Below are 22,337 nucleotides of genomic sequence, written 5' to 3'. Positions count from 1 at the left end.
CGTTCTAAATCGATACGTGCCTGGCCGAACAGGGAGATCAGGCATGCCATATCATTTCCTTGAGGTTGCCGTGACACCGAGTGTCAGGGCAGTTCAGGCTGACATGGGCGCGGATCAGATCTGGCTGGGGTCTCATGACCGCCCTTCAGATATCCTGACAGACGCCGAAATCGCTTTCATCGCGACACGAGACAGCTTCTATATGGCATCCGTCTCCGAAACGGGCTGGCCATATGTTCAGCATCGAGGAGGCAAAGCCGGTTTCCTAAAGGTCGTCGACCAGCAGACCATGGCATTCGCAGACTATCGCGGAAATCGCCAGTACATCAGTGCTGGCAATTTTGCAGCCAATGATCGCACCTGCCTGTTTCTAATGGATTATGTCCGGAGAGCCCGGCTCAAAATCTATGCCTATGTGGAGCAAGTGGAACTGGATGCGGACCAGCAACTCACAAAACTTGTGTCCGATCCGGATTACAGGGGTAGGGCAGAGCGTATCTTCAAGCTGCGACTTGAGGCCTTTGATTGGAACTGCCCGCAGCACATCACCCCGCGCTACACCGAGCACGAGGTCGGACAAGCAATCGCTCCACTTCGCGACCGACTGCAGCAACTGGAAGCGGAGAACGCCGCCTTGCGGGCACGTCTGGAGGACCATTGAGATGAGCGACGCTGAACGACCACCTAATCCTCCGTTTACATCAGAAAGTGCGGCCCAGAAAGTCAGGTTGGCTGAAGACGGTTGGAACAGCAGAGACCCTGTCAGGGTCTCACTGGCTTATACCGTTGACTGCCGGTGGCGGAACCGTGCCGAGTTTGTGACTGGCCGGGATGCAATACAGACGTTTTTAGCGACGAAGTGGCGGAGAGAGCTTGATTACAGATTGATCAAGGAACTCTGGGCTTTCGACAATAATCGGATCGCAGTTAGATTTGCTTACGAGTGGCATGACGACAGTGGCAACTGGTTCCGATCATTCGGCAACGAGAACTGGGAGTTCGATGATCGTGGCTTGATGCGAAAACGCTACGCCAGCATCAATGACCTGCCGATCAGCATCCAGAACCGCAGCTTTCACTGGCCACTCGGCCGAAGACCCGATGACCATCCCAGTCTCAGTGAACTTGGCTTTTAATCGAAGTACCCTGCTAACGCTCATATGACCCCAATCGTTACGGCTTAAGGAGCCTGTCTTGAATTTTCAGTCTTCAGAAAGCTTTGTCCCAACGGCTGAAGAGGCTATCGAGGCCGCGGCCTTCTTGAGCCTGCACAAGCTCTCACCGAACAGTTTCCGTGCCAGGGAAGTTTTTGACTGCATCACCATCAACGGCGGATGCGCAATCTCTCTGCCAAATGCCCCTGCAATAGGTCTCAATCGTATTCTCGGCTTGGGTACGGTCAATGATCTGGATAAGGCATATGACTGGATGCAGGGCAGGGCCGGCAACAGGTATCTGCAATTGAACCTTGAAGCCGTTGCGGATGATGTGAGAAGCTGGATGAGCACAAAGGGACTTCATGAACATGGTCCCGGCTGGTCGAAGCTTACCCTAGACGCGTCATTACACAGCATCGATATGCCAGTTCGTGTCAGCACCCGAACGGTGCGCGCCGCCGAAGCTCCGCAGTTCGGATCAATGATGTGTAGCGGGTTCAGCTTTCCACCGACTTTGTCGGCCTTTTGGTCGGCCATCGTCGGGAAAGAAGGATGGTTGTGTTTTTTTGCCCTGGACGGTGAAACGCCTGTCGGCACCGGCGCCATCTATGTGTCAGGTTCATATGCATGGTTGGGAGGAGGTACGACAGTGCCTGAGTTTCGAAATCGCGGCGCTCAAAAGGCGCTCATCGCGGCTCGCATTAACAAGGGTATCGCGAATGGCGTGTCTACGTTTGTGGTTGAAACAGAGGCGCCATCAATCGGCAGACCCAACATTTCCTACGAAAACCTGAGAAAAATTGGATTTCGACACGCATACGACCGTAAGAATTTCAAGCTGTAGTTCAGGACTGACCGTCCTGACAGAACACGTCAGTCTTGAAGCACAACGACAAAGACACCTTCATGCCACGATAGAAGACGGTGTGACTCTATTGCCAGCTGTTGCTTGTGCGTAAAGCCCAATTTGCCTGACTAAGGCGTGGTGAACCATTTACCGCTGCGCTTCCCGCAACTGGCCGGTTCTGCGCATCCGGGCGTGCTGCCGGCAATGGAACGCGAGCTCCGCTCTGTAGGCTGACCTGCCGAAGACCACCTGAATTATAGGAGGAATTCTGCGGCACTGCGTGATCGGTCGCAAAAGTCTCTTCTATGCCTGAACGTATAATTTCTTCGGTAATGACTGGCGCCGCCGCTGGATTCGGTGCTGCAGAAGCAACCTGCACAGCATCAGCGGAAGCATTGTTTTCCAATGATGTCACAGCCTGTGTCTGTGTCTGTATCGGCGACGCACTTGCCACTTCTGTCCCTGTCGTCGCTCCAGCTGCCGCCTCTGCAATGATCGATGAAGATAGGGCAGGGTTCTGCTCTGGATCATTGGACGAGTAGGCAAGTATGTAGCTGTTGGCAGGCTTGGGCGCCACGGTTTGCAGATTGCCGTCTTCGTCTCGCTTCTCGTAGAATACATTACCGCCTGCTGCAGCAACGTAATGCATGTTGTTATAGGGGAAAGTGTACCCCTCGGTATGGAAGAACATGGCATTCTTCACGTCAGGATGGCGGGCGCCCTTAAGAACAGCATCTGCAGCAATGTTGAGGCTGGGTGCGGTGGACTCATCCATTTTGCGTGTCATCACACCAGGTGCAAACTGATTCTTCTGGCTGACAACGCCACAGATGCTCTCAGGATAGATGCCGGAAGTGAGCCGGTTCATAATGACGCTACCGACAGCAAGGAACCCGTTCTCGCTTGACCGTTTCGACTCGAAGTACATCGCGCGCTTCAAACATTCACGATCTTTGTTCGTATAGCTGTAAACCGTCTTTTGACCCTCAACGGGCAGCTTGGTCGACTGGTGACTGGTGTCCACAGAAACGGTCTGTGCGCTCGTGCATGCAGAAAGCAGCATTGCTGTCGAAAGGCATAAAGCTGCCCTGCTAACAGCCGTCTGTAACTTTATCATCGTGCCGCCCAAAAATTTCAGAATATACACGTGGTAGGAATAACATACCTAAAAGCTAAAACTTTATCAATGCCCTACCAGAAACGCAAAAATATCTGAAATTCCATTCCCTTAAGAAGGTCGCCCGACTTATGGAGATCGAACAGCGTCATCATACTCCAGCTATTTGACGAGTCTATAAATGCGCGCAACGACCCCGTCGTGTGCACACTATTGCTGCCCAAACGTGGCCTAACCATTTGGACAAGTGTGACATGCCCTGAAGATGCAAAACCACGAATTACGTGTTTTTTTTACCTCACGTGGTAGGCTGCCTTACTTGCGGGGTAGGCGTGGGGCTGGCCATCTTGCAAAATAAAGCCCTTGCGCGACATGCACCGGCGTATTTCGGCAGAACCATAGTCTCCACCATAAAAACCAACCCGTTGGTGTCCGTAATATCCCTCATAGCTGCAGTGGTCGAGGGCGGCGCGGTAGGCGGCCTCAAGCACGGTATCACCCGCCACCGGAACAGCACCGTAGAGATGCCAGTTGTTGTGCGCCTGCGCCGCTGCTGCCGAAAAGCCAACACCCAATACCACGCTTAAAACAAGCTTCAGTTTCATCTGATGTCTCCAAAGGAATTATCGCCAAACAGAACGGCAATTTCGACCAATTTGTTCCACCGGTTGTACAGCTGCAGCGTTGTTTGCGCAGGAGCACCAATGCTTTGTTATCAAAACAGGTCGATGACAGCTGTTTGCGGTTTTATTTGCCTCAAATTGCGCCAAAACCTAAAATCATATGCGATGAATGCAGCTGGGAGCTGCGTGGCTTTTTGCCATAGTCACAGTCGGGGAGTTTTTATGATCACCACCAAACGCGTTCTTCCAGCCGTCTTTTTCGCACTTGTTTCAACCACAGCCTTTGCTGCAGTCAATGGACCCGTCAAGTCAGTGACGCTGTCGTCCGGGGGACTGGCGGAAATTGTCCGGTCCGCAGAGGTGGGGCAGGATTCTGAGATCACCATTGAGGTGCCGCTCGACCAGATCGATGATGTTCTCAAAAGCCTTGTGGTTCGGGACAAGGAGGGCAGGGTCAAGAACCTGTCGCTGGCTGGCCCAAACCCGCTGGAAGAGACATTCCGCACATTGCCGTTCAAGGCATCCGATCTCTCTTCCATGCCGAAGCTTTTGGATGCCATCAAGGGAACGCGGGTGAAGGCGGGCGACAAACACGGCGTTGTTCTTGGAGTCACGGCAAGTGAAAATGAAAAGACGGCAAAGAGCTGGCAACTATCACTGATGACCGATGACGGCGAAATCGCCATGGCGGCGATACCCGGCACCAAGGTTGAAATTCTCGATGCTGCCGTCAAAGACAAACTCAAGACCGCAATGGATGTGATTGCCAAGGGCAAAACGGATGGCGCGCGAACCGTGACCCTGAAACTGGATGGCGCAGCCCAAAGGGAGGTTGATATCTCCTATGTCGTGCCAGCGCCCATCTGGAAGACATCTTATCGCCTTGTCACCAGCAAGGAAGGTGAGGTGCGCCTACAGGCGTGGGCGGTTTTTGAAAATGCCTCTGGAGAGGACTGGAACAGTGTTGGCGTCACGCTGTCGTCCGGCAAGCCGGTCACTCTCAAACAGGCGCTCCATCAGCACTTCATGCGTGAGCGCATAGAGGTGCCGGTTGATACTGCCGCAGCTGGCCTGCCAGCGGGTTCGATGGCAAAACCCACGGTGGCGCGAAACAGCATGGGCGGTGCAGATTTTCTGGCATCCGCCCCCATGGCAGAGGCAATGGCTGCTGAAGCGCCGGCACCGTTTGCCATGGCAAGCGGCCAAGAGGCCAGTGCTGCCGAGCAGGATGTAACATCGACTTTCTCGCTGCAAGGCAGCTATGACATCAAGAATGGCGACACGATCTCTGTGCCGATCCTTGATCAGGGCGTGAAGGCAGAAATGGTTTCGCTTTACCGGGCCAGCATGGCCGGTGAACATCCGGTGGCAGCGGCACTGATTGAAAACAATGCCGGCATCAGCCTGCCGCCCGGCATCATGACGGTTTATGACGACAGTGTCGGTTATGTTGGGGACGCCCAAATCAATGGCCTCCCACGCGACCAGAAGCAATCGGTCAGCTTTGCCGTGGACCAGAAGGTCAATATCGGTACTGCGGTGAAAACAAGCCAGAACATTGTCAGCCTGAAAGTTGTCGATGGCATGATCCACACTAAGTCCTCGACTGTTGAGGTAGCGACCTACGACATAACAGGTGCGCAAGACGGTGAGCGCATAGTCGTGGTCGAGGTTCCAAAACGCAGCGGCTGGACGTTTAGCGCTGAGGGACAGGACGAAGCGACAGCCAGTGACTACCGCATCAAAACCAGCCTGAAGGCCGGGGAAAAAAAGACGGTCGAAACCCGCTATGAGTTGGTCAATGACGAGACAGTCTCACTGATTGATGCTGACGCCTTTACGCTGGTTGCTTGGCAGGAGGCTGCCGCAGATGACGAGACAAAGGCCAAACTGATCGAACTTGCCGATGCTCGCCGCAGCCAGAATGACGCGCAATTGAAGCTGCAGGTGCTTGATGAGGATTATAGCCGCACGTCAGACGAACAGGCGAGGGTGCGTGAGAATCTGCAGGCCGTCGGCGATGGCGATACGAAAAACCGCTTCGACAAACAGCTCAACGTGCTGGAGGACAAATTGGCTGCCATCGAGGGTCAACGGATCGAACAACGCAAGGTGCTGGAAGATTTCACCGCGAAAGTTGGTGACATTATCAGGACGTTCTGAAGCGATTTACCGCAAAGTGAGTGGATGCGGCGCAAGCGCTTCATATGCATGCCTGACTAACTGGACCAGAGAGCAAGTGAGTGCCGACAGGGCGTTCGGCACAACTTGGCTCTTTAAAACCTCAGGCTCCGCGCCTGTCGACGCCGGTCGAACTGGAGCCCGCCAAAACATGGCTGGCTTCCCGACGTTGCAAGACATGGTGACTTTCGGCCAGTATCTCGCGATATCTCTGAATCTTGGTCGTTTTCATTCTGATTAGATCATCCTTCGATACGGAGGACTGATGCATCGGTAACACCGCTTCGTTCTCCAAAAGGTCCAGTAACAGGTTTCGCATCACAGCGTTTTCCTCACGGATTTTTGCAAGTTCAATAGCTTTGCCACTCGAGGCAAATTTGCTTGCGATGACCTTCTCGATATCCTTTTCGGCAACGAGGGTCTTGGCGGCGTAATAACGACAGACAAAGAATGTTGTGACCAGTGCGCAAATCGCAACGATAACGTAGAACATTTCGACCTCCAGGTTATCCTGAATGTCGATATTCACGAGGCAATTTTCAATACACGGCTGACGGCCTAATATCGATCAGCGATCTCCGAGAGGCTGCGCAGCTTGGTGATGACCGCCGTAAGCTCTCTTGATCGCGATCTGGCGGAGAAGACAAGACGGTCGTGCGACATCACCGAATAAGGCGGGTTTTAAGCTCGTTTCTCGTTAGTCTTCCTTGGGCTTCGGACGTTTAGTGTGAGTGCCATTCTTACTGATTGGAGCATGACAGGTTCCGTCTCTCCGATACTAGCAAGCCGCCTTACAAACTTAAGAAGAACAAAATGCATGCATGAACGAAACAGCACACCTCAAGACTGAAAACATCTGGCTGGATTCAAGCCACCGTTACGGATTGATCAGCCGGGCGGTGCATTGGATCATGGCGTACCTGTTGTTCTTTATTGCAAGTCGCACTTGGAAATAGAATGTACCCGGCTACATGCATTGTCAAAACTGATTAGAGATCCGACGCCGCTGGCCCGTTAGAAATGCGACACCGCCTCCAACAATCAGCCCCCGACCGGACCGGCTGGCCCGGGTTGCAAGGGTAGGGAGGGGGCGGGTTAAGGAACACCACTTCGGCTTTAGCTTCCTCAGTCGTCACGACTGCTGTGCGCCAGAAGCGGTCACGGCGACCACGCCGCAGCATCATGGGTTTATTCACCAGTAAGGCGGTTCTTCCACTTTCCTTCACGTACTACGCCAAAGAGGCTTCCCCCCGTGTCAACCACTTGCATCTCAGCCGCGCCGTCGACTGCTCCTAGGCGACAGTATGAGGCCAGGGCTATACTAGACTGATGATTGGCCGAGATTCCCAACCACTGCCTCCGATTCACAGTGAGGGTCGGTGGCTTTCTCTCAAGCTCAACCGCCCAGATCACGTTCTGATTTTGCCAAATCGCTACGATGTGGTCTTGCTCCGCACATAGATACTCTAGAGGGGCAGGCTGCAACACGGTTTTAGTTTCCGATGCTGAAGCGTGCTGAACTGACGTTGCTGCTGCCAGGATGATAAAGTGACGAAGCATGTCCAACAGCTACCATGCCCCATTTGGCTGAGCAACTTCACAGTCCGGTCAGGGCCGAAAGCAGTCGAGTCGATGGCCGCCTCAAAAAAGTGCCAGAAGATGAAGCACCTGAATACTTTTGTGATCCGCCAACCCAGACTGGAGACTTCAGTTTGGCTGAATAAGCCGGGCGGAATAGATGACAGTTCGCCCACAGGCTGACGAGCATGACCTCCGACTTCGCGGAAATATTCAGGGCGTGATATGGTAGTAGTTCCTCGATCATCCATTTAGGGCCATTGGGAGGCCGTGCATGTGTAACCTTTACACCGTCCGTAAATCCGCCGCCGAAGTCGCAGCGCATTTCCGTGTGCCAAACCCGATGCAATCCAATGCACCAGAAGAAGTCTACCCTGGAACACCTGGTATGGTCGTCACGGAGGCAGACGGTATTCGTGAATTGCGATCGATGACTTGGGGCTTTCCCTTGAGGCTCAAAGGAATGAAGCCGGATGCAAAGCCGAAGCCCGTCAACAATATCGCCGATCTATCGAAACCGATTTGGATTGGACTTGCTCGCAAACCTCAATGGCGATGCCTGATACCCGTTACCGCTTTTGCCGAGGCCGAGGGAACAAAAGGGGAGAAAACGCGCACTTGGTTCAGCCTTCCCGATAAGCCGATCTTTGCATGGGCAGGTCTTTGGCGAATGAGCGATGAATGGGGACCTGTTTATTCTGGTGTCATGACTGACGCCAACGAGTTTGTGTCGCCTGTGCACGATCGCATGCCCGTACTACTTCACCAAGACGATCATGACCGTTGGCTGCATGGGAGCTTTGATGACGCGTTGTCATTCCAGACACGAGTCTTTCCGAGCAAACTAATGGCCATCGAGCGCACTCCAGAACTCTGGGTAAAACGGAAACCACAAGCGGGAGCCGGAGAAGCGATATTACTTTGATCGAAACGCGATGTCCGTCCATCGGTTTCTCCAGTCAAATATGCTCCTACAGAAATATTTTCTGGGGATCATGCTATGGGGGTGAACCTTAGGCCTCTGATTCAGCTGGCATTTCCGATCTTCATATCTTTGGCTTTGTTGTTATCGCCATTTCGACTGTCTTGACTCAAATTCGAGATAGGAACAAAAGAAGAACATTAGCAATTCTGGACATGAAGTCCATGTTCCAACGTGTGCCAAAAGGAGGTCCGCGAACCATGTCGCATACGCGCACCTCAAGACTGATCGAAGACCTGAGAGAACGGATATCGCACCTTGAAGGCTCTGCTACGCGTAGGGCTGCAACGCTGCCGTTTGGGGTTCGCCAGATAGACGAACACCTCCCAGGTGGCGGGATCGCCTTTGGCGCACTTCACGAATTTGCAGGAGGTGGAGCCGGCACTGTCGATGGCGCTGCCGCTGCGCTTTTTGCGGCGGGTATCGCCGCAAGGTCGAAGGGCAAAATCCTGTGGTGCCTTACGCGTCCTGACCTTTTTGCTCCGGCCATTTCACAAGCAGGACTTCACCCGGATCGGGTGATCTACTGCGAGGGCAACAAGGATGAGGACGTGCTGGCCTCGATGGAGGAGGGCCTTTCCTTCGGTGGCTTTGGGGCCGTCGTTGGAGAACTGGTTCGGTTGCCGATGACAGCGTCGCGTCGTCTCCACCTTGCCGCTGAGAAAACGGGCAGTTTGGGGCTCGTCGTCCGTCGATGGCGGCGACAGAACGAGGCCTCTGACTACGGAAGTCCCACAGCTTCAACAACCAGATGGCGGATCAGTGTTTTGCCATCTGAACATTTACCCGTCGCAGGCGTCGGAAGGGCGCGATGGTTGGCTGAATTGATGAGAGTAAAAGCAGGCGAGTGTGCTGAGTTTGAATTAGGAGCCTGTGATGCCGAGGGTCGTATCTGTTTACTTCCCGTATCTGTCGACGGATCGAATACGTCGACATGGAGAGGGAGCCGTGCCGGCTGAAAAACCACTGGTGGTAATATCCAGGGCCGGCTCAAAACGATGGGTGTCTGCTGCAGATGCAGCGGCTCGAAAAGTTGGACTGCGTGTCGGTATGTCGGCAAGCAAAGCCCAGGCCGCATTTGCTGATCTGGTGTTGACTGATGCTGATCCCGTAGCAGATGCAGCCGCTCTCGAACGCTTGGCACTTTGGGCGCTGAGGCAGTATAGCCCGGTAGTTGCCGTCGATGGTTCTGACGGCATCGTCATGGATACCGAGGGCGCAGACCATCTTCGTGGTGGTGAAACGATGCTGATATCCGGTCTGGTGAACATGCTGCGTGCGCGAGGCCTGACAGCACGAGCGGCAGTATCCGACACATGGGGAACCTCTCATGCCATTGCCAGGCTAACGTCCGCCGAAACGACAGTCGTGCCCATTGGTGAAGTCCAAAAAGCAGTCGTTGATCTACCTATCCACTGTCTTCGACTTCCCGCAGACATGATTCAAAGCCTTCGCGTTCTCGGTGTGGAGACGGTTGGGGAATTGTCGGCAATGCCGAGAGCGCCATTGACCCTTCGATTTGGCCCTGAGCCAGCACGACGTTTGGACCAGTTATTTGGCCGGGTTGCTGAACCGATCGAGCCAATTCGAACTCCAGAACTTGTCGAGGTCTTTCGTAATTTTCAGGAACCAATCGGTGCTGCCGAGACGATCGAAAAGTACGTTCGCCGCTTGGTGGCGCAATTGACCAGTGAGCTGGAGAAACGTGGTCTTGGTGTGCGACGATCCGACCTCGTAATCCATCGTGTTGACAATACGCGCCAGTGCCTGCGTGCAGGGCTCGCCAAACCAGTCCGCGATCCGGCACGTCTCTCCAAGCTTTTGTGTGATCGTATCGAAAAGATCGACCCCGGCTTTGGTATCGAGAAATTGGTGCTCGTTGCAATTATGGCCGAGCCATTGGAAGAAAAGCAGACGGCGTCTTCGCTGATTGAAGAAGAGGTCGTTGACATCACACCTCTTGTCGACATTCTCGGCAACCGGGGACAACGTTTGTATCGGATGACACCTGTCGCGTCCGATGTTCCCGAACGATCTGTCATCAGGATCGCGCCCACAGCCCTTGAAACAGGGGCAGACTGGGCATCGAAATGGCCACGCCCATCGAGACTTCTTCCCTATCCAGAACGGATTGAGGTGGTGGCCTTGCTTCCAGATCAGCCACCTGCGGTATTCACCTGGCGGGGAAAACGTCGACGCGTCAAGCGCGCTGACGGTCCTGAGCGGGTGTTCGGAGAATGGTGGCGAAGGCCACAAGAAAGTCAGGCAGTGCGAGACTATTTCGTTGTCGAAGATGAGACAGGTGAGCGGTACTGGGTCTACCGTGCCGGCGATGGCGTAGATGCCGAAACTGGCTCGCATTTGTGGTTCGTACATGGGGTATTCGGATGAACTACGCCGAGCTTCAGGTCACGACACATTTCTCATTTTTGCGTGGTGCGTCCAGTGCAGACGAGTTGTTTGCGCGTGCTGCCGAACTCGGGATTGATGCGCTCGGTGTCGTCGACCGTAATTCGCTCGCTGGCATTGTCCGAGCTTGGGAAGCCGCAAAGAAAACAGGTGTTCGCCTGGTGGTAGGGTGTCGTCTTGACCTTGCAGACGGCATGTCGATCCTTGTCTACCCAATGAACCGTCCTGCATACTCGCGCCTGACGCGCCTGCTGTCGTTGGGAAAGAGCCGGGGAGGAAAGGGCAAGTGCATTCTCGATCTCACCGATGTCGAAGCCTATAACGACGGACTGATTGCGATATTGCTCCCGGATGAAGCGGATGATGTGTATGCGAGCCAGTTGCGCAGGGTTTCAGCCGTCTTCGGTGATCGTGCCTATGTGAGCTTGTGTCTTCGTCGTAGACCACGCGACAGACTTCGCCTCCATAATCTGTCGAACATGGCCTTCCGCCACAAAGTGAAGACAGTCGTAACAAACGATGTCCTTTTCCATGATCCGTCGCGACGGCAGCTTCAGGATATTGTCACCTGCATCCGAAACCGCACGACAATCGACAATGTCGGTTTCGACCGTGAGCGCCATGCGGATCGTTTCCTCAAAGCACCGGAAGAGATGCATCGCCTGTTTTCTGATTATCCAGAAGCTTTGGTACGACCACGTGAGATCGTCGATCGTTGCCGTTTCGACATGAGTGAACTCCAATACCAATATCCCGAAGAAGCCTTGGTCCCCGGATTGGATGCCCAGCAATCGCTGACGAAATTTACTTGGGAGGGAGCTGCGGATCGATATCCCGAGGGTATTCCAGAGAAAGTCCGAAAGGCGATCCTGCATGAACTCGATCTGATCCGAATCATGAAATACGCGCCGTATTTCCTGACTGTGTATTCCATCGTGCGGTTTGCCAGATCAAAAGACATCCTTTGCCAGGGGCGTGGGTCAGCGGCCAACTCGGCTGTCTGTTACTGCCTTGGGATAACTTCGATCAACCCTGAAACGTCTGATCTACTTTTTGAGCGTTTCGTCTCAATGGAGCGTGATGAACCACCAGACATCGATGTGGATTTCGAGCACAACAGACGTGAAGAAGTTATCCAGTGGATTTACGAGACCTACGGCCGTAGCCGTTCGGCTCTGTGTTCCACGGTCACACGCTACCGGGCAAAGGGTGCGCTGCGTGATGTCGGAAAAGCCTTGGGTCTACCTGAAGACCTGATCGGACAATTATCCTCAGGCATCTGGGGATGGTCAAAAGATGGAGTCGGCGAGAAACAACTCAAAGAAAACAACATGAATGCGTCGGACTATCGACTGCAACTGGCGCTCGACCTTGCGGGGCAATTGATGGGTGTGCCTCGGCACCTTGGCCAGCACCCGGGTGGGTTCGTGCTGACGCAGGACAGGCTTGACGATCTCGTGCCGATCGAACCTGCGGCCATGGATGATCGACAGGTGGTGGAATGGGACAAGGACGACATCGAAGCTCTGAAGTTCATGAAAGTCGATGTCCTCGCGCTGGGTATGTTGTCGTGCATGGCGCGGTCATTCGAGCTTTTGGCTGAGCACAAGGCATTGCCGATGGGGCTCGCCGACGTTCCGCAGGAGGACACCCGAACCTATGCGATGATCCGCAAAGCCGACACTCTGGGCACTTTTCAGATCGAAAGCCGTGCACAGATGTCTATGCTTCCTCGATTGAAGCCGAGGACATTTTACGATCTGGTAGTGCAGGTCGCTATCGTGCGACCTGGCCCCATACAGGGCGACATGGTCCATCCCTATCTCCGTCGTCGTGAAGGTAAGGAGAAGGTCGAATACCCGACACCAGAACTGGAGGCCGTGCTTGGCAAAACCCTCGGTGTCCCACTTTTCCAGGAAAGTGCGATGAAGGTCGCTATGGTATGCGCCGGCTTTTCTGCAGGAGAAGCGGACCAATTACGCCGCGCCATGGCTACGTTCAAATTCACGGGTGGGGTCTCGAAGTTCAAGGACAAGCTCGTCAATGGCATGGTGAAAAATGGCTACTCTGCTGAGTTTGCCGAGCGCACCTTCAGTCAGCTTGAGGGGTTTGGTTCATATGGTTTTCCGGAGTCGCACGCGGCTTCGTTTGCTCTCATCGCCTATGCCTCTTCATGGGTGAAGTGCTGGCATCCTGATGTCTTCTGCACGGCACTGATCAACAGCCAGCCTATGGGGTTCTACAGCGTGGCCCAAATCGTCACCGATGCCCGTCAGCATGGTGTCGAGGTTCGACCCGTTTGTGTGAATTCATCGAGATGGGACTGCACCATGGAGCCGATAGCGGGAACTGACCGGTTCGCCGTCCGCCTTGGTATGCGTGTTGTCAAAGGGCTATCTCAATACGATGCCGCCAAGATCATTCTCGCGCGCGCCAACCAGGCGTTTGAGAGTGCAGACGACATGTGGCGGCGATCAGGTGTGCCAACAGCGTCTCTGGTAAAGCTGGCAGACGCAGATGCATTCCTCCCAGCTTTAAAACTCGAACGAAGGCAGGCACTCTGGGATATCAAAGCGTTGCGTGATGAGCCGTTGGAACTGTGGGCTGCAGCGGCTGAGCGGGAAGCGAGAACAGTTTCCGAGATGCAGGAGCCTGAAGTCGCACTGAAGTCGATGGCGGAGGGTAGGGAAGTCGTTGAAGACTACTCGCATACGGGCTTAACCCTGAGGGCTCACCCACTGTCTTTCCTTCGTAATGACCTCAAGGCCAAGCGCATTGTCACTTGTGCTGAAGCAATGGCTGAACGAGATGGCAAATGGCTGTGGACTGCCGGGCTTGTTTTGGTGAGACAGCGACCCGGTAGCGCGAAGGGCGTGATGTTCCTGACGCTTGAAGACGAGACAGGTATCGTAAATGCCGTTGTCTGGCCTTCTTTGTTTGAGCGCCAGCGACGAGTATTGATGACCGCTAGCATGATGGGTATCCACGGAAAGATTCAAAAGGAAGGGGAAGTGGTGCATCTCGTTGCCCAGAAGCTGTTCGATTTCTCTAGTGACCTTGCAAACCTTGGAGAACGGAACGGTGAGTTCCCATTGCCCTATGGACGTGGGGATCAGGTGAAGAACGGTGGTGGACCCGATTCACGAGACAATCTCAAGCCAGCTGTGCAGGCGAGGGACATTTATATTCCCGATTTGCATATCGATACGTTGAAGGTGAAGTCTAGGAATTTCCACTGACTTCGATAGTCCATCCAAGACGGCAACCGGAAAACATATAAATGATGAAGACGTAACTATAAAAATTATTTACTTATCTAGCCAAAATCTACATTATTGATATATAGATATATTTAATTGTTGTATTTTTTAGATTTATTCGAATCTAATAATGAAATTATGTATTAAAATACAGTTGATATGATTTATATTCAATATTTTGTTTAATTGTTCAATTTAATTTTCCACATATGCGCTAGATTCTTATGGAATTGTTTCCTTTTGTACGTATAGTTTCAAAAAATGAAGGGGAATCATAAATATTAGGGGAGGTTGAGATGCTTCGAGCTCTCGGCAGTTGCTTTATTTTGCTTTGCAGTCCTGTCTATGCTCAAGATTCCGTTCCTACGCTACAGCCTCAAATATATCAGTCCGCCGGAGACTACACTTGGCTACGTCCACCAGAAGTTCAGTTTGTCCTCCTTACGTTTTGTGGCGGTGGCGGTGGTGGAGGGAGAGTGCGTCCTCCTCCTCCTAGTGGTGGCAGCTCCGGAAGAACCAATCTTCCTGCATTGAGTGGCGACAGTTCTCCAGCGATGACGATTTTAATTCGCGTAGATCAGGAAAAGTATCAAATTCGCGTTGGTCGAGGTGGTGTTGGTGACGGTGGACAAAACGCCCCAGCCAAGGACGGCGAAGACACAACAATAACTTTAGCCACAGGTATTCTCAGGGCAGTGGGCGGCAAGTCTAATGTCTTGGAAAAAGAAGGTGGATCGACATTTCTCGGAAGTGGGGGGATTAAGAGCTCCCCGAATGCCACAGGTAATTGTGCTGGAGGTTACCAAGCAGGGCCCACGATAGTCAGACCGTTTGTTCCCGCAGGGAATGGAAGTGACGGATATGTCTCAATCTTCCCTATGCCAGATATGGCCCGTTTTGCGAGGGTGTTGGCGCTGCTGGAAAACGTTCCTCCTCCTCCATCACCCAGGCAAGATACCGGGGAAACCGCTCCGACAAACCCAACTCCTGCGAACTAGGACGGCGATCATGAGAAAAGCCCTGCTTGCAGCCTGTGCTCTAATCGCTCTCTTCCCTGTGGACTACGCACAAAGCAACGAGCTCTCTCGCGCAATTTCACCTTGGGGGGTCAAGGACTTGAAAGGCGTTGATCCGTTTGGGGAGACGCTCATCTCAACAGATGATCGAGGCAAGCTCCAATCATATCTTTACCAACAGACGCTCCTTGAAGGCGTAGCAGCTGCACAATCATCACAAGACGTGCTCAAAGGGATGGGATACGCCGTTAAAGGACTCGGCTATGCAGCGGGCACCTTCGGAGGTGGGGATACTGGAGGTTTAGGTGATGGGCAAATGGCCAAAACGATGGCGGCCATGCAACTCGGCCCGGCGGCCCTCGCGTCAGCAATAGCAGGTGGATACGTAGGCGATCTTGGAGATGCGATTATCGAGAACGCTAACGAGGTTGCCACAGCAAGGGTCGCCTCTTACCTGCAGGAGGAATACGGAAACATCATCCGACCCAACGGCAAGCTAAATTTTGAACGTTTACGAGAAATCGGTGACACCGAGCTCGGAAAGGCAATTCGAGACCCTAAGTTTCGAGAGCAAGTGGGCAACCTCGACATTCTGAATGATTTAAAGACTACTGCGGTAATCGACATGCTGCAGGTTGGTTTGCAAGACACCAAGCTTTTGAAAGAAGGAGTCGGCAAGCTTGATGAAAAATTGGTTGCGCTGAACAAGGGGTATCTTGAGGTTAAGTCCTTACAGAAAGCCGCCTTGGAAAGATTAGATAATCACGGCGCGATTATCTCGAAAGTTCAACGAACGACGGACAGCACCAAGCTACTTCTATCGTCTCTAGTAAATTCAAATATGCCTCCACAGCAAATTTTGGCTCTTTGGAACGCGGGGGCGTTGCAGATTAGCGATGATGCTATAGAAGGAGTGCGCCGTCGCGCTTCGGCGTCCGATCTGAAAAAAGACTTCGATTCTGCATCCTCAGCATTTAAAAGTGCCGCTACCGTCTTTCAAACGCTTGGGATGAGCGAGCTTGCGGATGCCACGAATAAGACCAGCAGCCTACTTGCTGCAGGAGGGGCTTTTGCAGCTGCTTGCACCATCGGGGAACCTCTTTCGATCTTCAATACTGGTGCTGCGTTATTCGGTTCCATGGGCTCAATGTTCGGCGGTGGTGGTAGGAGCGACGGTAATGCTAAGCTTTTGCAGGCAGTGTTCCGCGAGCTTCGCCAACTCAGCGAGGTTATCCAAGCAAACCATGTCCGTGAAATGGAGGCACTCCGGCAAATTGCAATCAAGCTCGTTGACGTCGAAGCGACCATAAATCGTAAGTTCGCGGAGCTCGGACTAGATGTTGCATACCTTCAACGCGATAGCCGAGAATTGCTGTATGAAGATGTTCGTGTCTGCGAGCGGTTGGTTGAAGAGGCGCAGCTTCCAGAAACCAGGAAGTTATGGACGCGCGGTTTAATTGGATTTGCGATCTGGTTTGAAAGCGATAATCGTCCCCTCGATTATGCGCGATGCCTAAATGGCTTGTCCGCTAGACAAAGAGTATCCTCTGAGACGGAGTACTCTGGGATGCTTAGAGCGGATAATCTCGAAGAGGGGTCAGGCGGTGTGAACGTTGCTGCTAGACGTGATTCCGTTAGGCGTTTTTCGCAACGGGTACTACAGCCGACGGTAGAGTATGTCCGTGAAATGCGTGAAGACGAAAGGCCAGAAGTAGCAGCTGGCCTGCTCTACAACCCAGCCCTAAGCCTGTGTGACATTTACGTTAGATACGCTACAGAAGCCGGGTTGGTACCCAACTGTCAGAAAGTACCGCTCCCGCCAATAGTTTCAAGGATCAAAGCAAGCGAGTACAACGCTGGGCAGGGTGCTTGGCTGAGTACGCCGACAGTGGTTCTTTTATCGAAATTCACTAGAACGGTTGCCCCTTGGAACGGGGTATTAATAGAGCGCACCACAGGCGCAGCATCACGAACAATCTCCGAAGCGGAAGCGCTTAAAATAACGAAACTAAGTGCTAGTAGACGAACACGACATGTTCGAGCATTGTCGGATAGCGTTGACGCAATTGACCTTACTTTGGGACAAGCGCAAATCATTGCTGGTCTTCCAGCGGTACCAAAAGCTGTTTCGATTCTCAAGACAAAGGTAATACCAGCATTTCACAAAGCGAGACGGTTGAACGAGCCTGATGAACTAAACAAGCTTTTAGCCGCGCCTGATCCCTCTGCGAGCTTACCAGGTCCTGTTTGCGCAACTGGAAACGACGTCTGGGATACCTTGTGTATGATGCAAACCAATCCAACTTTTGCAACGAATGTCATCCGTGCTCTTGTCGCCGAGCAGGTGAGTGCCTCCAACATTTCTTTTGACCTATGGCGAAGCGCAATTAGATCGCCGTTTTCAAATCGAATTCAGGAAGTGCTCGGTTCGAACGTTGTTCTCTTCGACGCTGTGCCAGAAAAACCACAAACTACTTTGGGTTTGTGGGCAATCGAGCTTCCGAGGGTACACTCCGATCCAAATTACCCAAAGGCACCGTCAGGCTCTGTCTCATGTTGGACCAACGTCGCTCCGCCGAGTTTGTATAAGACGGGCGGAACTGAAGTTGACACAAGTGTTCCCTATTACACGACGCAGTCGAGCGGGAGGTGCTATCTGCTTGACCCTCATACATCAGAGAACTTTGAAGTTGCAGCCTTTGCCACCGACTATCATTCGCTCCTGACAGAGAGATTGTTGGCTGCCGGTGTGCTAAAAAGTTTGTGTGATAGCAACACTCTCTATCCGCAGATGTATTGCCACCAAGTCCAGGAGCCAACTACAAAACCTGATGCTCCGAGCGTGCCTCAGAGGCTAACTTCTCGATGAAATTGAAAGACTTGTTTTAACTACCTTTTCGGCAATTGCGATAGTCGGAGTTCGAACAAATGTGAGCGACATACGTCAGCTTGAGAACACGGTGTGTGGGAGCGGGAGCGAACCGCTCAGCGGCCGTTCCGGTACAACCGTTGAGTTTCGATCATTATCTTATCGAGGGCGTGACCGTCGGCGTTTGTCTGTTGGTGACTTGAAATTGTCCACCTCTGACAAACAGCAAACACGCCTTCAAAAACCGCAATATGTCGCCGGAGCTTTTCTGCTTAGCAGCGCGTTTCCCTTTCTCGCCATGGTCAGTGGTGGGGCGAGTTTTGGAGCCATAACGGGTGCACTGCCAGCAAACCTCCGCAGCACAGGGATATCCGTCACATACGCGGTCGTCGTTTGCTTGTTGGGAGGTTCCATCCAGTTCGTAATGACTGCGTTGATCGCCCTAACCGGAAACCAACTGGTTCCAGCATACTGCATGGTAGTGACGACATTGGCTGGGATTGCAGGAGTGCCATTCCTGTCTGGGCGGTCGTACAGCACCTCGAGCATCGGTATACTCAGGTAAGAACACTGACATCGCTATGGTGCGACGTTCGACGCGGAATATTCATAATTTCATCTTGACGATTTAGATTTTGTTCTTTATTTGTTCACGCCATGAAAAACTTTACCCACCTCATACGAATAGGTTGATCCCACGAGCCGTAATGATCACGGCAGCGATCTGCTTTGTTTCGTTGAGGTATTAAAATGGGTATCGCCGAGAGCGCGAAGTCGCTTCGAACAAATCGTAATACTGCAGCAATCCGCACTTTTTCACCTACAGCCACAATCAAATGCGACGGCTTGGCGATCTTTCGATCTCAGCCCGCCCGAGATGCCGCGTGCCTCTTCGACGTGAATCCTTCGGTAGTCTCATGGCATTGTATGCCACTTTCGTTGGATTGCGGCGGCGTTGTCCATGTTCCGGACTTTGGTGTTGTCGACAGCGACGGTGGACGTTTGTTGATCGACGCGTCTGACAGAGTGATGCCTGTAGCCTCGGCAGTCATTGAGGAAAGCGCAGCTCGTCATGGAGCCAGGTATCGGCGCTTGATCGCCGAGGAGGTTTACGACGGCCCCAGGCTGCAGAATGCACGAGACCTTCTCATGTATGGCAACCATGCGATCTCGCTCGGCGACCGACTACGGTTGCTATCAATTCTCAAAGATCACGGCGACCTGTCGGTTTCTGAATGCCTTACTATTTTCAAAGAAACCAAACCGATCGCGGGACTTGCTCAATTGATCCTGCGGGGTTTTGTCGAGGTGGACCTGGATGCTGAGTTGCTCGGCCCGGAAACAATGGTCCGTCGAATACGGATGTGACTGATCCGTCGTCACAAATTTCAATATCCGTGTTCCGAGGTTTCCATGAAGTCCCTTAGCGATAATCTTTGCGCCAACCATGATCTGTCTCACAGTTTTAAATACCAACTCACCCTGTCCACGCATTTAGCGATCGTTGCAATGTCGAGGCCGATCAAGCGATTACTCAAAAGACGGTTACCGTTCGTAGCCGCGTTTGTAATGCCGCTAAACGCGGACCGCCATGCGTACAGAATGGCGGCCAAATGCATGTTGGAAGGTACTTCGCTACTGGGAGGCGAACACGGCGACATCAACGTTGTGCTCGTCAACGATGAAAATCACCTAGGTGATGATTTTGTCGCGTTCCGAAAGCTTCGTCAGGTCAGACGGGCAATTATTCTAATCGAGAACCCCGACTTTTTGTCAGATGAGGTTCGCATCGCGGCCGACATCGTTGTTCATTTGTCTGAACCTTCGGCAAATGATTACCGTATCGTGGCTCACCGCATGGGTTTCGGTGAGGTCACAAAAGCTGATGCGGAATTCCTGGCGAAACAATCCTCAAAACGGGTCGAACTCGGCTGGAGGCGGGGTCGATCTCTGTCCGCCAGCATTGAGCGTCTCCGACGATATTCTCAGGTCGGCGGAGAAAAGCCAGCACTGGAACGTATTTCCGCTGGACCGACCCTCCACGACTTGTCTGGATATGGCGAGGCGAAAGGCTGGGGTATCTCACTCGCTGAAGATATCAAGTCATGGAAAGACGGCGTACTTGCTTGGGAGGATGTCGATTGTGGAATTCTTCTGTCCGGCCCTCCAGGATCGGGAAAAACCTCCTACGCAGCTGCTCTTGCGAGAACCTGCAACGTACCATTGATCCTTGGCTCGGCTGCTAGGTGGCAAGCGACAGGCCACCTCGGAGACATGTTGAAAGCAATGCAAAGGGCTTTTGCCGACGCGGTAGCCCAGTCACCAGCGATTTTGCTGATCGACGAGTTTGACAGTTTCACGAGCCGCGAAGAAGAAACGGGGAATAACGATGACTACAAGCGCCAGGTAGTCAACGGACTACTGGAACTGTTGGATGGCGCACAGTCGCATCAAGGCGTTGTAGTGATCGGTGCGACCAACTATCCCAATATTATCGATCCAGCGCTACTCAGAGCTGGGCGGCTTGAACGGCATTTTTCCATCCCGCTTCCAGATGAAACGGCACGCGTCGGCATCTTTCGTTTCTATCTGGGCGATAGTTTAAAAGATGAAGTCCTAGATACGCTCGCATCCGAATGCGAAGGGTGGTCAGGCGCTGACATTGAACGATGCGTCCGTGAAGCGCGTCGGATTGCTAGAAGAGCAGAACGACCGATGCGGCTCGATGACATCATCGCCGCAATGCCAGCTCGCATTCAGATCCCTATGGCAGTGCAACATTGTGTGGCTGCACACGAGCTCGGCCATGCCATCCTCGGCGTCCTTCTTAAATCTGATCCCTTGATTTCGGTGTCAGTCGCGAGAACCATCCGGCCAAGTATCGGGCCCCAAAGTTTGGGACATGCCAAGTTTCATGAACAGTTTTTCAATCGCAGAACTGGAACCTACTATCGCGACAAGATTGCAATTTTGCTTGGTGGGATTGCAGCAGAGGAAATTCTGTTCAAGGCGTTTGATAACGGGGCGGCCGGAAGTTCGACCGCGGACCTAAACCGCGCGACTGATATCGCCACCATGTTAGAAACGAGCTGGGGGTTGGGAAAAACTCTAGCTGTTGAACCTGGCAATAGCCCGCAAGAGCTGTCGGCATATCGTCACAATCGAAAGGATGTCGCCAAAGCTGTCGAGGCCACATTGCAAGCCGAAATGCAACGGGCAAAAACACTACTCGAAGAACACAGGTCGGTCCTTCTCGATCTTCACGCCGATCTCTTACGCGAAGGAACTCTACAGGCTGCCGTAATCAAAGCGGCGATGGAGAAGCATCATGAGGTAAGTCTATCTCATAAAGCCGAATCCGGCGGATACGAGCTCAGGAAGTAGGGGAGGAGAGATACCGGGCACGTTGCTATTATTAGCGATATGGTACGGAACACTCCACAGGGCGTTCAAGGGGTCGAATACCCCCGGCAGTGGGAAGTACTTATCGATTAATACAAAATCTCGTGCATTAAACGACGCGATTGGCATCTGATGGGTGATTGAAAGTGCTGCAAACAGGAGATCGTGTCCAATCTTATCTTTCTTTTGCCCGGGGCTTGTCATGTAAAGGTGGCGAAGCGGGCCAACCGTCGTCATTTGTGCGTAAAGATCGGAAGCCTTTGACGTGAGTTGTGCGAACTGAAAGTCCACGGAGAGCAGATCGTCGATCCAATCGTGCAACCTCATGGCTTTCTGGGGATCGGTTTTAGAGGAGAGATATGCACCGCGCCTCAATTCTGCTATCGCTGGGAACGAAAGAGCTAGGGAATTCGCACCCATTAATTTCATCCACGAGCGTAAGCCGGGAGGCGGTCGTTGTAGACCGGCGTTGCTCAAAATGTTCGTGTCCATCAAGAATATTGGACCTGCCATTTCAAAAACCTCGCACGTAGAACGGATTCCTGAAATGTAGTAACCGGAATTTACCGGTTTTCTGTAAACTTTGACTTTTACAACTCGAAATTCGGTGAACTGGAGATTTGGTGACAATGTCACAGAACTGGACGATAGAGACGGCATCTACCGACCTGCCAGGCTTGCTGAAACTAGCGCGGGCGTCTTCGCAATATATCGTCGTGCCAGACGGTAGATTTGTGGTGTCCTTCGAACAAGGTGGTCGCAAGTCTCTTACAGACATTTTGGACGAGGAAGGCCGACTGAAATCCGCTGATATTCGAGAGCTCTAGTCGGTCTAGGTAGACGGGCGGCCGGTCCAAACCACCCCTTTGCTCGATACCCACCTTTTGAACATCGAA

General features: G+C 52.8%; 17 protein-coding genes. 13 read left to right on the top strand and 4 right to left on the bottom strand.

Features of this window, described 5'->3' with window-relative positions; genetic code table 11:
* Positions 1–43 precede the first annotated feature (43 nt).
* The 3 genes from M2418_RS13105 to M2418_RS13095 are packed head-to-tail and all read left to right on the top strand — an operon-like array spanning position 44 to position 2,001.
* On the top strand, positions 44–661 hold the full coding sequence (locus tag M2418_RS13105) for a pyridoxamine 5'-phosphate oxidase family protein (RefSeq protein ID WP_259147031.1): 618 nt from the start codon (positions 44–46) through the stop codon (positions 659–661).
* A 1-nt stretch (position 662) separates the two neighbouring features.
* Positions 663–1,136 (top strand): nuclear transport factor 2 family protein, encoded by a 474-nt coding sequence (locus tag M2418_RS13100; protein ID WP_259147028.1) that lies wholly within the window; start codon positions 663–665, stop codon positions 1,134–1,136.
* 58 nt (positions 1,137–1,194) lie between these two features.
* Positions 1,195–2,001, top strand: coding sequence for a GNAT family N-acetyltransferase (locus M2418_RS13095; RefSeq protein WP_250984891.1), 807 nt, complete (start codon positions 1,195–1,197; stop codon positions 1,999–2,001).
* An 88-nt stretch (positions 2,002–2,089) separates the two neighbouring features.
* Here the strand turns inward: M2418_RS13095 and M2418_RS13090 are convergent, their stop codons facing one another.
* Together M2418_RS13090 and M2418_RS13085 are read right to left on the bottom strand one after the other, a co-directional pair.
* Complete coding sequence (locus M2418_RS13090; protein ID WP_250985116.1) at positions 2,090–3,067, bottom strand: cell wall hydrolase; 978 nt, start codon at positions 3,065–3,067, stop codon at positions 2,090–2,092.
* 347 nt (positions 3,068–3,414) lie between these two features.
* Positions 3,415–3,726 carry a hypothetical protein gene (locus M2418_RS13085; RefSeq protein ID WP_250984890.1) on the bottom strand — a complete coding sequence of 104 codons (312 nt, stop codon included), beginning with the start codon at positions 3,724–3,726 and terminating at the stop codon, positions 3,415–3,417.
* A gap of 240 nt (positions 3,727–3,966) precedes the next feature.
* Here M2418_RS13085 and M2418_RS13080 point away from each other — a divergent pair, with 240 nt between their 5' ends.
* Positions 3,967–5,907 (top strand): DUF4139 domain-containing protein, encoded by a 1,941-nt coding sequence (locus M2418_RS13080; RefSeq protein ID WP_259147024.1) that lies wholly within the window; start codon positions 3,967–3,969, stop codon positions 5,905–5,907.
* A 121-nt stretch (positions 5,908–6,028) separates the two neighbouring features.
* On the opposite strand, the gene M2418_RS13075 is transcribed toward M2418_RS13080, so the two are convergent.
* The gene (locus tag M2418_RS13075; RefSeq protein WP_250984888.1) at positions 6,029–6,454 is read right to left on the bottom strand and encodes a hypothetical protein; all 426 of its coding nucleotides are present in this window, start codon (positions 6,452–6,454) and stop codon (positions 6,029–6,031) included.
* A 1,323-nt stretch (positions 6,455–7,777) separates the two neighbouring features.
* Between M2418_RS13075 and M2418_RS13070 the strand changes: the two genes are divergently transcribed.
* The 8 genes from M2418_RS13070 (at position 7,778) to M2418_RS13040 (ending at position 21,423) form a co-directional block, all read left to right on the top strand.
* The gene (locus M2418_RS13070) at positions 7,778–8,428 is read left to right on the top strand and encodes an SOS response-associated peptidase (RefSeq protein WP_259147020.1); all 651 of its coding nucleotides are present in this window, start codon (positions 7,778–7,780) and stop codon (positions 8,426–8,428) included.
* Positions 8,429–8,685: 257 nt separating this feature from the next.
* On the top strand, positions 8,686–9,444 hold the full coding sequence (locus M2418_RS13065; protein WP_259147017.1) for an ImuA family protein: 759 nt from the start codon (positions 8,686–8,688) through the stop codon (positions 9,442–9,444).
* The gene (locus M2418_RS13060) at positions 9,362–10,876 is read left to right on the top strand and encodes a DNA polymerase Y family protein (RefSeq protein ID WP_259147015.1); all 1,515 of its coding nucleotides are present in this window, start codon (positions 9,362–9,364) and stop codon (positions 10,874–10,876) included. Before M2418_RS13065 ends, M2418_RS13060 begins: the two co-directional genes overlap by 83 nt.
* Complete coding sequence (locus tag M2418_RS13055) at positions 10,873–14,133, top strand: error-prone DNA polymerase (protein ID WP_259147012.1); 3,261 nt, start codon at positions 10,873–10,875, stop codon at positions 14,131–14,133. Before M2418_RS13060 ends, M2418_RS13055 begins: the two co-directional genes overlap by 4 nt.
* A gap of 317 nt (positions 14,134–14,450) precedes the next feature.
* Complete coding sequence (locus M2418_RS25795; RefSeq protein WP_405049417.1) at positions 14,451–15,152, top strand: glycine-rich domain-containing protein; 702 nt, start codon at positions 14,451–14,453, stop codon at positions 15,150–15,152.
* A gap of 10 nt (positions 15,153–15,162) precedes the next feature.
* A complete protein-coding gene (locus tag M2418_RS13050; RefSeq protein ID WP_259147010.1) occupies positions 15,163–18,039 on the top strand; it encodes a hypothetical protein in 2,877 nt (958 codons plus the stop codon).
* A gap of 750 nt (positions 18,040–18,789) precedes the next feature.
* On the top strand, positions 18,790–19,407 hold the full coding sequence (locus M2418_RS13045) for a hypothetical protein (protein WP_259147007.1): 618 nt from the start codon (positions 18,790–18,792) through the stop codon (positions 19,405–19,407).
* Positions 19,408–19,452: 45 nt separating this feature from the next.
* Positions 19,453–21,423, top strand: coding sequence for an AAA family ATPase (locus M2418_RS13040; protein WP_259147004.1), 1,971 nt, complete (start codon positions 19,453–19,455; stop codon positions 21,421–21,423).
* Here the strand turns inward: M2418_RS13040 and M2418_RS13035 are convergent.
* Positions 21,379–21,861, bottom strand: coding sequence for a type II toxin-antitoxin system VapC family toxin (locus M2418_RS13035; RefSeq protein ID WP_259147002.1), 483 nt, complete (start codon positions 21,859–21,861; stop codon positions 21,379–21,381). The two genes, M2418_RS13040 and M2418_RS13035, sit on opposite strands and share 45 nt — an antisense overlap.
* 203 nt (positions 21,862–22,064) lie before the next feature.
* On the opposite strand from M2418_RS13035, the gene M2418_RS13030 reads away from it, so the two are divergent.
* A complete protein-coding gene (locus tag M2418_RS13030) occupies positions 22,065–22,268 on the top strand; it encodes a hypothetical protein (RefSeq protein ID WP_259147000.1) in 204 nt (67 codons plus the stop codon).
* Positions 22,269–22,337 lie beyond the last annotated feature (69 nt).

The organism is Rhizobium sp. BIGb0125, from assembly GCF_024810055.1.
GTDB lineage: Bacteria > Pseudomonadota > Alphaproteobacteria > Rhizobiales > Rhizobiaceae > Agrobacterium.
The sequence above is the reverse complement of the archived record's forward strand: the minus strand, read 5'-3'. Positions and strand labels throughout refer to the sequence as shown.